The organism is Bacillus sp. FSL R5-0709, from assembly GCF_038004785.1.
Taxonomy (GTDB): domain Bacteria; phylum Bacillota; class Bacilli; order Bacillales; family Bacillaceae_G; genus Bacillus_A; species Bacillus_A mycoides.
In genome coordinates, this window is the sequence record NZ_JBBORT010000001.1 from 411,703 (window position 1) to 426,778 (window position 15,076).

14 protein-coding genes and 2 riboswitches are annotated in these 15,076 nt (G+C 35.3%); of the genes, 12 read left to right on the forward strand and 2 right to left on the reverse strand.

All coding sequences use genetic code 11. From position 1 onward, the window contains the following. Positions 1 to 77 precede the first annotated feature (77 nt). Entirely contained in the window at positions 78 to 1,391 is a 1,314-nt protein-coding gene (locus MKX37_RS02145) for an anaerobic C4-dicarboxylate transporter family protein (protein ID WP_002029556.1), read from the reverse strand. Between the two features lie 282 nt (positions 1,392 to 1,673). Next, positions 1,674 to 1,758, forward strand: a riboswitch (cyclic di-GMP riboswitch). 142 nt (positions 1,759 to 1,900) lie between these two features. On the opposite strand from MKX37_RS02145, the gene MKX37_RS02150 reads away from it, so the two are divergent. From MKX37_RS02150 to MKX37_RS02175, 6 genes are all read left to right on the forward strand, one after another. Next, positions 1,901 to 3,640 (forward strand): methyl-accepting chemotaxis protein, encoded by a 1,740-nt coding sequence (locus MKX37_RS02150; protein WP_078422402.1) that lies wholly within the window; start codon positions 1,901 to 1,903, stop codon positions 3,638 to 3,640. A gap of 61 nt (positions 3,641 to 3,701) precedes the next feature. Next, a riboswitch (TPP riboswitch) is annotated at positions 3,702 to 3,803 on the forward strand. A gap of 101 nt (positions 3,804 to 3,904) precedes the next feature. Then, on the forward strand, positions 3,905 to 4,225 hold the full coding sequence (locus tag MKX37_RS02155; protein WP_000082898.1) for an MTH1187 family thiamine-binding protein: 321 nt from the start codon (positions 3,905 to 3,907) through the stop codon (positions 4,223 to 4,225). Further along, entirely contained in the window at positions 4,197 to 4,970 is a 774-nt protein-coding gene (locus MKX37_RS02160) for an ABC transporter permease (RefSeq protein ID WP_002091231.1), read from the forward strand. The genes MKX37_RS02155 and MKX37_RS02160 overlap by 29 nt, the downstream gene beginning before the upstream one ends. Then, a complete protein-coding gene (locus tag MKX37_RS02165; RefSeq protein ID WP_002124979.1) occupies positions 4,967 to 5,965 on the forward strand; it encodes an ABC transporter substrate-binding protein in 999 nt (332 codons plus the stop codon). Before MKX37_RS02160 ends, MKX37_RS02165 begins: the two co-directional genes overlap by 4 nt. After that, positions 5,962 to 6,711: an ABC transporter ATP-binding protein gene (locus tag MKX37_RS02170; RefSeq protein WP_078422403.1), complete on the forward strand. Its 750-nt coding sequence runs from the start codon at positions 5,962 to 5,964 to the stop codon at positions 6,709 to 6,711. Before MKX37_RS02165 ends, MKX37_RS02170 begins: the two co-directional genes overlap by 4 nt. A gap of 445 nt (positions 6,712 to 7,156) precedes the next feature. Beyond that, the gene (locus MKX37_RS02175; protein WP_002167016.1) at positions 7,157 to 8,689 is read left to right on the forward strand and encodes an ABC-F family ATP-binding cassette domain-containing protein; all 1,533 of its coding nucleotides are present in this window, start codon (positions 7,157 to 7,159) and stop codon (positions 8,687 to 8,689) included. 472 nt (positions 8,690 to 9,161) lie between these two features. On the opposite strand, the gene MKX37_RS02180 is transcribed toward MKX37_RS02175, so the two are convergent. Continuing rightward, positions 9,162 to 11,186: a glycosyl hydrolase family 18 protein gene (locus MKX37_RS02180; RefSeq protein ID WP_078422277.1), complete on the reverse strand. Its 2,025-nt coding sequence runs from the start codon at positions 11,184 to 11,186 to the stop codon at positions 9,162 to 9,164. A gap of 372 nt (positions 11,187 to 11,558) precedes the next feature. On the opposite strand from MKX37_RS02180, the gene MKX37_RS02185 reads away from it, so the two are divergent. The 6 genes from MKX37_RS02185 (at position 11,559) to MKX37_RS02215 (ending at position 15,002) form a co-directional block, all read left to right on the forward strand. Next, positions 11,559 to 11,930 carry a DnaJ family domain-containing protein gene (locus tag MKX37_RS02185; RefSeq protein ID WP_002010200.1) on the forward strand — a complete coding sequence of 124 codons (372 nt, stop codon included), beginning with the start codon at positions 11,559 to 11,561 and terminating at the stop codon, positions 11,928 to 11,930. 10 nt (positions 11,931 to 11,940) lie between these two features. Beyond that, positions 11,941 to 12,255 carry a thioredoxin family protein gene (locus tag MKX37_RS02190; RefSeq protein WP_002063639.1) on the forward strand — a complete coding sequence of 105 codons (315 nt, stop codon included), beginning with the start codon at positions 11,941 to 11,943 and terminating at the stop codon, positions 12,253 to 12,255. 13 nt (positions 12,256 to 12,268) lie between these two features. Beyond that, a complete protein-coding gene (locus MKX37_RS02195; RefSeq protein WP_000394370.1) occupies positions 12,269 to 12,520 on the forward strand; it encodes a hypothetical protein in 252 nt (83 codons plus the stop codon). Between the two features lie 293 nt (positions 12,521 to 12,813). Further along, positions 12,814 to 13,395 carry a TetR/AcrR family transcriptional regulator gene (locus MKX37_RS02205; RefSeq protein ID WP_002124986.1) on the forward strand — a complete coding sequence of 194 codons (582 nt, stop codon included), beginning with the start codon at positions 12,814 to 12,816 and terminating at the stop codon, positions 13,393 to 13,395. 66 nt (positions 13,396 to 13,461) lie between these two features. Further along, a complete protein-coding gene (locus MKX37_RS02210; protein WP_002124988.1) occupies positions 13,462 to 14,679 on the forward strand; it encodes an MFS transporter in 1,218 nt (405 codons plus the stop codon). 71 nt (positions 14,680 to 14,750) lie between these two features. Continuing rightward, positions 14,751 to 15,002 (forward strand): helix-turn-helix transcriptional regulator, encoded by a 252-nt coding sequence (locus MKX37_RS02215; RefSeq protein ID WP_003187029.1) that lies wholly within the window; start codon positions 14,751 to 14,753, stop codon positions 15,000 to 15,002. Positions 15,003 to 15,076: the final 74 nt, after the last annotated feature.

Here is a 15,076-nt window from a genome sequence, read left to right on the forward strand (position 1 = left end):
GTAAAAGCCCGATTGGTGCGGGCTAATAATCAGTGGGGGAAGAACAAAACCCCCCACTGATTAAAGTTTCACTTTATTTAAAACATAATTGAAATTAAGAGCATTCCAATTCCGATAGAAGTAAAGGTTGCGATCAGGCCCGGAATCATAAAGCTATGATTTAAAACATATTTACCAATTCCTGTTGTACCAGTACGGTCAAAGTTAATTGCAGCAACGATTGTCCCGTAGTTTGGAATGAAGAAATATCCATTTACTGCAGGGAACATCGCAATAAGTAATGCCGGCGGAATACCAAGTGATAGTCCGAGTGGCACTAAAGCACGAACTGTTGCTGCTTGGCTATACAGTAAAATAGATAGAATGAATAGTGCAATAGCAAATAGCCATGGTGCACTTGTCACTAAGTGTTGAATTGATCCTTGAATTATATTTAAGTTTCCGTTGAAGAAAGTATCTCCCATCCAAGCGATACCAAAAATAGCAACAACTGCTGTTGCGCCTGCTTTAAAGACGTTACCAGTTACAATGCTTTCCACATTTGGTTTACAGAAAATAATAATGAGAGCAGCAATGGTTAACATGACCATTTCAATTGTGTTTGGCATGGAAAGACGAGCTAACTTCCCGTCAACCATCCATCCCGGACGAAGGGCTTCAAATGAACCAAGAAGTACGACAAGGAAAGTTCCTACTAGGAAAAGGATAACTGATAATTTAGCGCCTTTTACACCCGCAAATTCTTTTTTCTCTTCAAGTTTAGGGATCATTCCCTCTTTTAATCGCTTCAAGTATTCAGGGTCTTCATTTAATTCTTTTCCCATTTTACTAGCAACGAATGCAGCTACCATACAAGCAATAAAAGTAGAAGGGATACTGACTTTTAAAATATCTAACAAGGTGATTTTATAGTCGGCTAACATTGCTAAAAGTGCAACTGTTGCAGCCGATATTGGACTAGCTGTAATTGCCTGCTGGGAAGCGATAACGGCAATTGACATTGGTCGTTCAGGTCTAATTCCTGATTCGCGAGATACTTCGGCGATAACGGGAAGTACAGAATAAGCGACATGACCAGTTCCCGCGCATAGCGTGAATAAATAAGTAACAATAGGAGCAAAAAATGTAATACGCTTTGGATTTTTTCGTAATGCTTTCTCAGCAAGGTAGACAAGGTAATCCATTCCTCCAGCAGCTTGCAAAGCACCGGCAGCTGTAATTACTGCTAAAATCATAAGCATTACATCAATAGGAGGAGCTGTAGGTTGTAAGTGGAAGACGAAAACAAGTATTGCCATACCAACGCCACCCATTACTCCTAGACCAACGCCGCCTAAGCGTGCACCAATAAAAATGCAGAGTAGTAACGTAAGAAATTGTAGCCAAAACATGATAAACTACCTCCGAAATTCGTAAGTTAAGATATATTCGAATAATTTAATTTGAAAGAAAATTAAATTAATATCCGGAATAATCCTTGTGTTGTATACGTTTTTTATTATATAACACAAGAAATGTAACATTCACGAACTTTGTTAAATTATTTCGAAAAAATAATACATTAAAACTTTATATTTAAATCTCTAAATAAGTGGACATTTTAATTTTTATGTTGTAATCTTTGAAAGAGAATATTTAAATTCTCATAGAACTCCCATATCGTTCAACTCGTTCAGCGAGAAAGGCAAACTGATGGAAACATGAGGGCGCAAAACTACAGGGGCTAAGGTCAAATGACTATGCTAGCCAGTTACCGGACGGATAGGGTTGGTTTTGACCAATGCTTTTTCATTGGTCTTTTTTTTATTTGTAAACAAATGAGAATTGTTATCATTTATTGATGAGGTTTATATTTTAATAGTTTTACTTTATACTAAGTTAATTTAGAAAGGTGATGTTAATGGGAAAGTATTGGCGCAAGCTATCATTTCTTCAAAAAAATGTATTGTTAACTGTATTAGTTATTTTGACGCTTGTTGGTAGTATGGGGGCGTTAAGTTTTAACATGTTTCAAAATAGTATGATGTCTATATTTGAAAGGCATTCTTTTGAAACAGGAGATACGGTATTACATAAATTAGACGCAGAAATAGTGAGAGATGTTGCAAAAGATCCAACGGCAGAAAGAGAAAAGAGAGAGAAGTTAACAGAGAAATTAGATGAATCAACGGAAGAATTGAACAGTGTTGGACAAACGTATATTGTTGGAGCAAAAGAAAATGAAAAAGGTGAGTTACAAATCGTCGACTTGTCTACAGACTTAGCAAATGTTGTTGAAGTAAAGCCAGGGGACTATTATAAACAACCAGATCTTTGGATGGAAGCATATGATAAGGTAATGAGCACGAAAAAAGCAAACATGACAGTAGTATATGAAGACGCATTAGGATCATGGGTAACGATATTAGAGCCAATTAAAGATGGAGAAGATAATATTGTGGCAATTGTTGCAGCCGATGTAGATGCCTCTATTGTTCCTATTACAAAGGGAAAATTCATTATACAAGGTTTAATGTTTATTTGTATTTCTGTTTTAATTGCAACTGTTATTCAATTCTTAATCGTACGTAACGCACTTGCTCCATTGCGGGATTTACGTGAAGGGTTGCGCAAAGTCGGTGAAGGTGATTTAAGTATTAAATTAGAGGAAAGACCAGATGATATTGGTATTATTAATGCGTATTTTAATAATACCATCGAGAAGTTTAAAGGAATTATAGATAAAGTGAAGCAGACAGCAGAACAGGTTTCCTCATCTTCAAAAGAATTGTCAGTGAGTACGAAAGAGAATAGCATGGCAGTTCAAGAAATCGTAAGTTCTATGGTTGAGTTAAGAGCTGGCGCCCAGTCACAAGAAACTTCAGTACCACAGTATTTAGGTATTGTATATGAAATGGAAGATAAGATGGAAGAGATAACGAATGCTGCAAAACAAATGGCGAAAGAGTCTGAAGGTATAGAGCATCATTCAGGAAAAGGAAATGGTGTTATTAAACAGGCGATTAATCAAATGAACATAATACAAAATGCAGTACAAGATTTATCTTCTATTATTTATTCTTTGGAAGCAAGATCAAAAGAAATTAATGATATTGTAACTGAAATTACAGGTATTTCAAATCAAACTAATTCGCTAGCTTTACATGCTACTATTGAAGCTTCACGTGCTGAGGAAACTGGAGAGGGATTTGCCGTTGTTGCTGATGAAGTGCGTAAATTAGCAGAGCAGACGGAAGCATCAGCAAAAGATATAGCAAAATTAATTGGGGAAACACAAGCTGGAACGGAAGAAGCTGTTGTTTCAATGCAAAAAGCTTCAAAAGAAGTAGAATCAGGAATTAAACTTGTTGAAAGTAGTGGTGCTTTCTTTGAAAAAATTTCGAAATCAGCACAAACTGTTACCAATCAAGTTAGAGCTGTTTCTAGCAATTCAAGTGATATATTGCAAAATAGCCAAAATATTGTTCGTGTTGTAAATGAACTATCACTTATCGCAAATAAGTATGCGAATAGTAGTAGTAATGTTCAAGAAAGTATGAAAGAACAGGAAATGTCTGTACAAGATATTGCTGAATTAGCTAGTTCTTTAAGTTGGCTTTCACAGGAGTTACAAGAGTTAATTGGGGAATTCAAAAGTTAAATGAAGTGATTATGCATGCTTTTGTTTGTTCAATAAAATAAATCATGCTACAATGAAAACGAATTAAGAACCGGGGAGCCAATTGGCTGAGAGGATGTAAGTATACATCGACCCTCAACCTGATCTGGATAATGCCAGCGTAGGGAGTTACTTTAAAGTGATGTAGCATAAGTTATTATAGAATAACTTGTATACAAGGCTTTCCTACATGGTAGGAAAGCCTTTTCTTTTTTTGAAACCATATTTTGTAAGGGGGATTTTATTATGTCACAACAAGTTACAATTTCATTTTCAGTAGTACCACAAGCGAAGAACAAAGATGTGTATTCCGTTGTTGATAAAGCAATTGAAGTTGTACAACAGTCGGGAGTTCGTTATGAAGTAGGGGCAATGGAAACAACGTTGGAAGGAGAATTAGATGTACTTCTTGACGTCATTAAACGCGCGCAACAAGCTTGCGTCGATGCTGGAGCAGAAGAAGTAATCACTTCTATTAAAATTCACTATCGTCCAAGTACAGGCGTAACGATTGACGAAAAAGTTTGGAAGTACCGTGATGAATATGCAAAACCAGAAGCGATCTAAAATAATCACAACAATTTGGCTTATCCTTCTCATTGCTATATGGGAAGGATCTGTTTCATTATTTAAAATTGAGCCGTGGATTTTACCGAAGCCGTCTGCAATTGTGCAAGAGTTAATTGGAATGAAAGATTTACTATTACCGAATACAGTGCAAACGTTACAGGAAGTAATAATTGGGTTGTTTTTTGCAATTTTACTTGGGACGAGTATTGCTATCATTATGGATGTCATCCCTTTATTTCGGATTTTAATGAATCCATTGCTCGTTATTTCGCAAACAATTCCAATCGTTGTGCTCGCACCATTATTTATTATTTGGTTTGGATACGGAATGTTGCCAAAAGTAATGGTTGTTATTCTTGTTTGTTTCTTCCCAATTGCGCTTAGCATTTTAGAAGGTTTCCAAACGGTAGATAAAAATATGCTGAAACTGTTACAAACAATGAAGGCAACGAAATGGCAAGTTTACCAGAAAGTAAAGTTTCCAGCAGTACTCCCATACTTCTTCTCAGGTTTAAAAATTGCTGTTACATATAGTGTGATGGGGGCGATTATTGGGGAATGGCTTGGTGCCAGCGAAGGATTAGGAGTTATGCTTACAAGAGCAACAAAATCCTTTTTAACGGCTCGAGTATTTGGTGTTGCAGCGATTATCGTCATGGTGACATTATGTCTGTACTTTATTGTTGAATTTATGGCAAGAATAACAGCACCATGGATATACAGAAAGGGCGGCAGAAAATGAAAAAAGGTTTAAAAATTATGTTAGCTGCATTATTAGCAGTAACTGTTGCTGGATGTAATCCGGCGAAGAAAGAAGAAAGTTCAAGTAAAGATAAAAAAGTAAAAGTCGTTTTAGATTGGTTTCCAAATACGAATCATACTGGCTTATATGTAGCGCAAACGAAAGATTATTACAAAAAGCAAGGGCTTGATGTAGAAATTATCCAGCCTGGTGATAATGTAACGGCAGAGCAGATGATTGCTTCTGGGAAAGCAGACTTTGCGATAAGCGCACAAGAAAATGTAACATTAGCTCGTGTTGAAGGAATCCCAGTTGTTTCTGTTGGTGCAATTATTCAGCATAATACCTCTGCTTTTGCATCTCTAAAAAAAGATAATATGACGTCACCGAAAGATTTTGAAGGTAAACGTTATGGCGGCTGGGGGGGACCAGCAGAAGAAGCGACGTTAAAGACGATTATGGAGAAACATCAAGCTGATTTTAATAAAGTTGAAAAAATTATTCTTGGACAAACAGATTTCTTTAAATCAATCGGTCGTGATGCAGACTTTGAATGGATTTATTATGGATGGGATGGAATTGAAGCGAAGCGTCAAGGAAAAGAGTTAAATACAATTATGGTAAAAGACTTAGATCCAGCGCTTGATTTCTATAGTCCTGTTATTATTACAAGTGAAAAACATACGAAGCAAGATAAAGATTTTGTGAAAAAATTTATGACGGCAACGACAGAAGGTTATGATTTTGCAATTAAAGAACCGAAAGAAGCTGCGGATATTTTAATTAAAGCTGTTCCAGATGTGAATAAAGAATTAGTACAAGAAAGCCAAAAGTGGTTAAGTACAAAGTATCAAGATGATGCAAAAGCGTGGGGAGTACAGAAGGAAGAGATTTGGACGAATTACATGAATTTCTTATATGACAACAAAGTTATTAAAAAGAAAATCGATGTAAAAGATGCCTTTACAAATGAATTCCTTCCAAGTGAAAAATGAGTGGATTACAAATAAAAGATATTGTAAAAGCTTTCGATGAAAAGAATGTATTAGCAAATATTAGTGCGTCTATACAAGAGGGAGAGTTTGTCTCTTTTGTAGGTCCGAGTGGTTGTGGAAAAAGTACATTATTAAATATGATTGCAAGTGTTGAAGAGCCAACGAGCGGAGAAGTGTTTTATAACGAGGAGTATGTAAAAAAACAAGATGTTGTTAGTTATATGCCGCAACAAGATTTATTACTACCGTGGCGATCGGCTTTGCAAAATATCGTTCTTCCATTGGAAATCGAAGGGAAGCCTAAAAGACAAAGGCTGACAGAAGGAATGGAAGCATTAAAGCAATTTGAGCTAGATGAATACGCAGATCATTATCCAGATGAGTTATCAGGTGGAATGCGTCAAAGAATTAGTTTCCTTCGTACGTATTTATGTGAAAAGCCAATTATGCTGCTGGATGAGCCTTTTGGAAAATTAGATGCATTTACAAAAATGGAAGTACACAGTTGGCTTTTAAATTCTTGGCATCAAGAAAAGCAAACAATTGTTATGGTTACACATGACTTAGATGAGGCAATTTTACTTTCTGATCGCGTATTTATTTTATCTCAAAGACCAGCATCAATAGTTGGCGAGGTCCAAGTGGAATTACCTAGGCCGCGAACGATGGATATGTTAACATCTCTTGAGTTAAAGAAGGATAAGGAAGAAATTTTAAGAGTATTGGCTCCTTACATGAAAAAATAGAAAAAAGTCTTTTAACAGTTTTTTGTATAATTGCTGTTAAGAGGCTTTTTTCTATTGAAGGAGAAAGATGAAATCTATAGGGGAAATAGTGGGTTCATTAACATCGGATAAATTGGAAGAAGGAACAAAAGAAAAAGTAGAGAATAGAATATAACAGAGTGATTTATACTCTTAATATAACAAACGTTAAAGGAGTGAAAGGATAAAATGACTTTATCAACTGTTCTTCAAATGGTTTTAGCTTGATACGGGAGAAGTCTGCCCATTTTTAAAGATGAAGCTAAATTGAAGACAGCAGGTAAAGAACCTTAATCCTTTCTTACGATAATATGTAATGGGTAAGGTGTATTCACCTTACCCATTTTTATATGTATAACTAAATAAGGCTTTATACTGTTGTTCTCTCTATTTAGCTTATGGATCATAAGAAAAGGAGAGAGAAAAGATGAGTATATTAACAGTAGAAAATGTAAGTCATTCATATGGTGAGAAAACCATTTTATATAATACGTGCTTTCGATTATTAAAGGGCGAACATGTTGGGCTAGTAGGGAAAAATGGAATTGGAAAATCAACATTATTACGCTTGTTAACGGGAGAACTTATACATGATGATGGGAAAATTGAATGGTTTCCACATGTGAAGATTGGCTTTTTGCAACAGCATATAGATTTACAAGAAGGCATAACAATTGAAGAATACTTGCAAAGTGCGTTTTCTAACCTGTATGAGTTGGAACGTGACATGTTAAAACTTACAGAAGAGATGGCTGGAGCAGGAGAAGTAGCGAAATTGTTAGTAAGGTATGGAGAGTTACAAACTATATTGGAGAATTCTAATTTTTATCAAATTCATACAGAAATTGAGGAAGTAGCAACAGGCTTAGGCTTGTTTGAAATAGGATTGGAAAAGGATGTTTCAAAGTTAAGTGGTGGTCAGCGGACAAAGTTGTTACTTGGGAAACTCCTTTTAGAAAAAGCGGATGTTTTATTATTAGATGAGCCAACTAACTATTTAGATACAGCACATATAGAATGGTTGCAATCATATTTACAAATGTATGAAAAAGCTTATATTATCATTTCGCATGATGAAATATTTTTGAACAATATTACGAATGTTATTTATCATCTAGAAGAACGAAAGGTTAAGCGCTATGCGGGAGATTATGAAACCTTTTTGCAAAGTTATCAATTACAAAGGAAACAATTACAAGCGGCGTATGCGAAACAACAAAAAGAAATTGTACATTTAGAGGGTTTTATTCAAAAAAATAAAATTCGTAAAGCGAAACAAGCGAAAAGTCGTGAAAAAGTATTAGAGAAAATGAAAAAGGTTGAAAAGGTTAACGATGTACCTCGCGCCCGTTTTGATTTTAATGTTTATACTGAGCCAGTGAGCCGTATATTACAGGTAGAGAAACTGAAAATTGGTTATGGTGAACCGTTATTTCCGGAATTGGATTTTCAAGTGAAAAAAGGGGAAAAGATTGCGATTATTGGTCATAATGGGATTGGAAAAACAACAATGTTAAAAACATTACTAGGACAAATAAAACCGTTAGGCGGCTCAGTTTCTGTTGGGGAACGAGTAAAACCCGCTTATTTTGCACAAGAGGAATTTTCCTCAGAAATAACTGCACTAGAAAGAGTATGGGCAGGGAGACCAGATATGACAAGAAAAGAAATCCGACAAGCATTAGCAAAGTGCGGATTGAAAGAAGAACATGTATTAAAACCTATCCAGTTATTAAGTGGAGGAGAACAAACAAAAGTACGATTATGCGAACTTATCGTAACTAAAAGCAATGTTTTAATTTTAGATGAACCAACTAACCATTTGGATACAGAGACTAAGACGGATTTACAGGAAGCGTTAAAACAATATAAAGGTACAGTTTTAATTGTTTCACATGAGCCCTCTTTCTATGAAGCATGGATAACGAAAATATGGAATATCGAAAAATGGAACGTTTAACAATAATCACAAAGAAAAGGCATTAGCTTTTATGAGTTAATGCCTTTTCTTTGTGATTAACATGATTTTCGAGAACTCTCAAATGAGAATTGTATGAAAAAGAACTCTTATGGTGCGCTTATAAGCGCACCATAAGAGTTCTTTTTCTTTGGTTATATTTATAATAATACTAGATGCCTTTCCCTAATAGGCTACTATCTTTTTTATATATATAGATAGTTTGAAATGGAATGGAAATGATTCCTATATGTAAAGGATAATGTGATTAGTATGGGAAGACAATAGAACTTAAAGGAAATTCATGTAAAATTCAGATGAACTTCACGCGAACTTCATATTAGAAACTAAATATAATTATAATAGGTTATTGTAATATGAATTGTGATTTTTCATAAAATTAAAAGTTTGAATTTAGGATAGAGCACTCAAACCTAAATTCAAACTTTAGTGAAATAATTAATGGAGGTTACGTTTAGTTTTCGTTAATGGATGCATTTACAAGTTCGGCGGGATTGCCTGTTCCTGCCCCTCCGATTGTAACTGATCCACCAGGAGGAATTTCACCATTCCATCCTGCATTCGTAATTACGTAATGATTATTTATTTTACTACTAATTTTAGAATCCCAAACTTGTGTTAAATTGCCGTTATAATCAAATTCTAATTTCCAGTTTTTAATAGGGGTCGTTCCGCTATTTTTAATTATAATTGAGAAGTTGTAACCACTTCCCCAATTTGAAGTGACTGAAAAGGTAGCATTGCCATTTCCACCAGGAGGTGTTGTGTTAGCATCATCTGTTTTTATAAGAATAGAAGTAGGTTGTGATTTGTTACCAGCAGCATCTTTTGCTAATACTGAAAATGTGTATTCTGTATTAGGTTTCAAGTTTTTAATTGTAATGCTATTTGTTGTTGTACTCCATTTCTCTTCTCCGGCAGTAATTTTATATTCAGTAACGCCTACGTTATCAGTAGATGCAGTCCAGTTTAATTGAACTGAGTTTGAATTTTTATTTGTAACAGCAATATTTTTTACGTTTGTTGGTGGTTCAGTATCTTTTTGAGTAATAGGTCCACCAAGTAATTCTTTTACTAGCGTATCAAGTAATTTTGGTCCACTACAACTATATTTTGGACTTGTACGGCAATCCCCGCTTAGTTCCCAAAACATTGCGCCACTTAAACCCTTTGTCTTTATATAGTCTGTTTTATATTTCATAGATTCATTGTCATCATAGCTAATAAAGGTTCCTGTAGTCGTATTATATAAATAAGGTACTTTCGCTACATCGTTCCATCCGCGAACAAAACCATTTTTATTCACATAATTAGATGCTAAATCACCATAATCGTACACACCTGTGTCACCGGTAGAATAATCATCCCAAGTACCTTTAGAAGCGAGCTTTCCGTCACTACCTGGTTTACAAGGTTGGTATTGCCCATTATTTTCTTTTCCACAACTTTTCCATCCACGTCCGTAAAAAGGTACACCTAATACGAGTTTATCCGCTGGAACCCCTTCATTTGTATAAATGTCTATCGCACCATCTACGTAAAATTTCGTATCCGCTGCGGGGTCATTTGGATCTTTGTATAGTGCAGCATTATGGTTAGAAGTAGCTTCCCATCCACCGTGGAAATCGTATGTCATAATATTAATCCAATCCAGTATTTGAGAAATCTTCTTTAGCTCTGTATGATCCGCATAACGTTGGCTTGCACCTGACGCGATTGTTAGTAAATATTGTTTACCATCTTCTGCACCAGCTTTCGTTAATGCATTTCGAACATCTTGAAGCAGAAGGGTGAAGTTTTGTTTATCTTCAGGACGATAACTACCACCAGGAATCGTTTCAACACCCGGGTATTCCCAGTCTAAATCAACGCCGTCAAATCCATATTCGCGAAGAAAAGCTACTGTAGATTCAGCGAACACTTTTCTTGTTTTTTCATCAGCGGCCATATCAGAAAAGCGGTTAGACCAAGTCCAGCCACCAACTGAAATAATTGTTTTTAAGTGAGGATACTTAGCTTTTAATCGTTTCAGTTCTCCGAAATTTCCACAGCGGGCATATTTATCACAATCTTCCCAAGTTGTACCCGATCCCGGATAAGATTTTGTGACATCAGCCCATGGTTCACCGAGTACGAGAGTGCCATTAGGGACCTCTTTATTTTGCAGTGGTACACCAGATTCTTTACAGTTCCACGTTTGTTTATTTGGATTATCGGGGTGAGTAGAAGGATTTCCATGTTTTCCATTCCAGCAAATATCAGCGAAAGCATAGTTTAAATGAGTTAGCTTTGATGCATCAATGTCTGCAACTTGATAATTACGTCCGTAAACGCCCCATGAAGGAAAATACCCAACAATTTTTTGACCTTGCTTTGGTGAATCTGCTAATGCGAAATTTGGAGTAATAAAGTTTGTGAGAAAAAGAGGTAAGAAAAGTAGTAGGGATAGTAATAGCAGCGTAAAGTTTTTTGATCTCATAGTCATTTCTCCTTTCAAAATAAAAGATATATTTAAAGGCATGCGCCAATAAACCAAAGTGAATCTAGACGTATGAAACGTCTAGATAAAAATGATCAGACATCACGAAGTCTATACAAGGGAGCTGGGGGTGATTAAATCGTAGCAAATGCAAGATTTGGTGTAAACGCTTTATTGGATTCACAAAGATTTTCTCAATATTAAATGGCTCTAATACAGACTACACATGAAAATAAAATATTGATTAGGGAGGAAAAGGCTCCTTGTAATTAAATTTGAGAAAAAATTGTATAAAGTCAATTTGTAATAGCGTAGCAAGATGAGAAAATATCATGTAAAATAATAGTAAAAATATGTAAAGGGGCGAATGGTGTGGATGTCTTTTTGAACATTGCTGAAGAAAAAATTCGACAAGCAATACGGAATGGTGATCTCGATCATATTCCGGGGAAAGGAAAACCACTACAATTAGAAGACCTTTCAATGGTACCTCCAGAACTTAGAATGAGTTATAAAATCTTGAAAAATGCAGGTATGATTCCACCAGAAATGGAACTACAAAAAGATATATTAAAAATAGAAGACTTAATTGCGTGCTGTTATGATGAAGTAGAGAGAAAAGAATTACAAGAAGAGTTAACAGCAAAAACGCTGCGTTTTCAGCAGGTAATGGAAAAGAGAAAGATTAAAGATAGTTCAGCTTTTCGTATGTATCAGGGTAAAGTATTTCGTAAATTACGCTAAGAGGGATAAGATGAATACATTTGAAACGATAGAAGAATTAGCGACATATATTGAAGGACAACAATTAGTACTGCTGTTTATTAAAACGGAAAATTGTGGTGTTTGTGATGTTATGTTAAGAAAAGTAAATTGCGTATTAGAGAATTATGATTACGTAGAGAAAGTAGAAATATTACTACAAGACATGCAAGAGATTGCGGGGCGATATGCAGTATTTACAGGGCCAACAGTTTTATTATTTTATAATGGAAAAGAGATCCTTCGTGAATCGCGCTTCATTTCACTTGAAAATTTAGAGAGAACCATTCAATTATTCGAAGATTAAGGGAGGCTTTTATATGGAATTTATTATTGTCATACTATTATTTGTTGTAGTTGGAACGATCGTAACAGCAGTTCGATCAAACAAAAAGAAGGTAAATCTTACAAAACAAAATAACATTCATAATTCATCCAACAGCTCATCACCATTATTTTTCTTTGCTGGATCGGATAATGATAGCTCGCACGATGGAGGTTCACATGATTGCGGAGGTTCTTTTGGTGGAGATAGTGGAGGTAGCTGCGGTGGTGGAGGCGGTGGTGATTGATGAGAATACGCCTTATAGGGGGCGTATTTCTTTTTAAACAAACGTTTGATTAGTTGGCTTACATATGCATAAAAACAGTTAAACAAACGTTTGATTAAATATTTTTAACATGCTAGGGGAAATGAAAAGGGAACCGTATTTCTTACTAAATGAGGATTTAAATTTGGAATAATACATATGATTCGAATGTGGTTTGAAAGTACGTTTTCTTAAATAAGGAGTATAGCCTCTTGCGATAGAGGTTTTTTATTTGTTATTATTAGACTGAACGGTCGGTTTAAAGAGGTGTGAATATGAGAAGAAGCGCAGAAGAGATAAAGAAAGAAATTGCCTATAAAGCAGAAAGTCTGTTTTCACAGAAGGGCTATGCAGCTACATCTATGGAAGAGATTTGTGAAATTACAGAGAGAAGTAAAGGAAGCATTTATTATCACTTTAAAAGTAAAGAAGAATTATTTTTATTTGTAGTGAAACAGCATACGTATGATTGGCTTGAAAAATGGAATGAAAAAGAGAAGTTGTATAGTACTAGTACTGAAAAACTATATGGTCTCGCGGAATATTATGTAGAGGACATACAGCAACCCATTTCAAATGCAATAGAGGAATTCTCTATGAGCCAAGTTGTAAGTAAAGAAATTCTGGATGAACTGTTAGCTTTAACTAGAGAATCATATGTTATGGTTGAGAAATTAATTGAAGCAGGTATACAGTCTGGAGAGTTTCAAGAAGATGATACGCGTGATCTTATGTATATTGTGAATGGATTATTATCGGGGCTTGGAGTACTTTACTACGAGTTAGATTATAAAGAGCTGAAACGTATTTATAAAAAGGCAATAGATGTATTGTTAAAAGGAATGGCAGCTGAATAATAGGTCAGTTGCTTTTCTTACAAAATAAATTAGACCGAACGGTCGGTTTATGAAAGGGGAATGAAAATGAACGCTTTATTTAAAAACCGAGCATTTATGCTCGTTATGGCATCTGATATTTTACAACAATTTGCAATTTGGATCAGAAATATGGCTCTTTTGTATTTCATAATGGAGCGAACGAATAATGATCCAGTTTCAGTTTCTTTATTATCGGTTATGGAATATGCACCTATTTTTATTTTCTCGTTTATCGGTGGGGCGCTAGCTGATCGCTGGAATCCGAAAAGAACGATGGTTGCTGGAGATGTATTAAGTGTACTGTCTATTGTAGGAATTGTCTTGTTGTTAAAGCTGGATTATTGGCAGGCTATATTTTTTGCAACACTCATTTCCGCGATTGTAGGTCAGTTTTCCCAGCCATCATCTTCGCGTATATTTAAACGCTATGTAAAAGAAGAACAGGTAGCAAATGCGATTGCATTTAATCAAACATTACAGTCGCTATTTATGATTTTTGGACCAGTGGTAGGATCGCTTGTGTACACACAACTTGGTTTATTTACGTCACTATATAGCTTAATTATTTTATTTTTGTTATCTGCTATCGCTCTTTCATTTTTACCAAAATGGGTGGAACAAGAGCAAGTGGCGAGAGGTTCATTAAAAAATGATATAAAAGAAGGTTGGAAATACGTTCTTCATACGAAAAATTTACGTATGATTACGATCACTTTCACCATTATGGGCTTAGCTGTTGGACTAACGAATCCATTAGAAGTGTTTCTTGTAATAGAACGGCTTGGAATGGAAAAAGAAGCCGTTCAATATTTAGCCGCAGCTGATGGAATCGGTATGTTAATTGGTGGTATTGTTGCTGCAGTTTTCGCTTCAAAAGTGAATCCGAAAAAGATGTTTGTATTCGGTATGAGCATATTAGCGATGTCATTTTTAGTAGAAGGGTTATCTACATCATTTTGGATTACTAGTTTCATGAGATTTGGAACAGGTATTTGTTTAGCCTGTGTCAATATAGTTGTCGGTACGCTTATGATTCAACTTGTACCAGAAAATATGATTGGCAGAGTAAATGGAACGATTTTACCACTGTTCATGGGGGCAATGTTAATTGGAACTTCACTAGCTGGAGGATTGAAGGAGATGACCTCACTAGTTACTGTATTTTGTATAGCAATGGCACTTATTTTATTTGCGATAGGTCCGGTTTTACGTATGCAAATAAAGAAAGAAGATATTGTGAATCGAGAGGAAATGACGAATTGATTAGTTTCGAAATAGCTATTGTAAGGGAGCAGAATTGCTCCCTTTTCTTGTGGCAATCTTTTGACAATGACATGCCCCAACTATATACTGATGATGTAAAAACGATTTTACAGGTTAGGAGAAACGGTGTGAAAAATCAAATCTATGAATTGCGCACTGCAAATAATATTTCACAAGGTGCATTAGCGGATAAGTGTAACGTATCAAGACAGACGATAAATGCAATTGAGAATAATAAATATGATCCAAGCTTAGCACTAGCATTCCGGTTAGCAGAAGTATTAGGAACAACTGTCGATAAACTATTTTTGTACAAGCTTTAGAGTTTTTAATTGTAGGGCGTTATCGTTAAAAATATAAGAGAAAGATCCCCTTCTTGTGTGAAGGGGATCTTTCT

Bases quoted from the DNA above. Each gene is read 5' to 3' on its own strand.
- MKX37_RS02145 (WP_002029556.1), bottom strand. From the start codon at position 1,391: ATGTTTTGGCTACAATTTCTTACGTTACTACTCTGCATTTTTATTGGT.
- MKX37_RS02150 (WP_078422402.1), top strand. From the start codon at position 1,901: ATGGGAAAGTATTGGCGCAAGCTATCATTTCTTCAAAAAAATGTATTG.
- MKX37_RS02155 (WP_000082898.1), top strand. From the start codon at position 3,905: ATGTCACAACAAGTTACAATTTCATTTTCAGTAGTACCACAAGCGAAG.
- MKX37_RS02160 (WP_002091231.1), top strand. From the start codon at position 4,197: ATGAATATGCAAAACCAGAAGCGATCTAAAATAATCACAACAATTTGG.
- MKX37_RS02165 (WP_002124979.1), top strand. From the start codon at position 4,967: ATGAAAAAAGGTTTAAAAATTATGTTAGCTGCATTATTAGCAGTAACT.
- MKX37_RS02170 (WP_078422403.1), top strand. From the start codon at position 5,962: ATGAGTGGATTACAAATAAAAGATATTGTAAAAGCTTTCGATGAAAAG.
- MKX37_RS02175 (WP_002167016.1), top strand. From the start codon at position 7,157: ATGAGTATATTAACAGTAGAAAATGTAAGTCATTCATATGGTGAGAAA.
- MKX37_RS02180 (WP_078422277.1), bottom strand. From the start codon at position 11,186: ATGAGATCAAAAAACTTTACGCTGCTATTACTATCCCTACTACTTTTC.
- MKX37_RS02190 (WP_002063639.1), top strand. From the start codon at position 11,941: ATGAATACATTTGAAACGATAGAAGAATTAGCGACATATATTGAAGGA.
- MKX37_RS02195 (WP_000394370.1), top strand. From the start codon at position 12,269: ATGGAATTTATTATTGTCATACTATTATTTGTTGTAGTTGGAACGATC.
- MKX37_RS02205 (WP_002124986.1), top strand. From the start codon at position 12,814: ATGAGAAGAAGCGCAGAAGAGATAAAGAAAGAAATTGCCTATAAAGCA.
- MKX37_RS02210 (WP_002124988.1), top strand. From the start codon at position 13,462: ATGAACGCTTTATTTAAAAACCGAGCATTTATGCTCGTTATGGCATCT.
- MKX37_RS02215 (WP_003187029.1), top strand. From the start codon at position 14,751: ATGCCCCAACTATATACTGATGATGTAAAAACGATTTTACAGGTTAGG.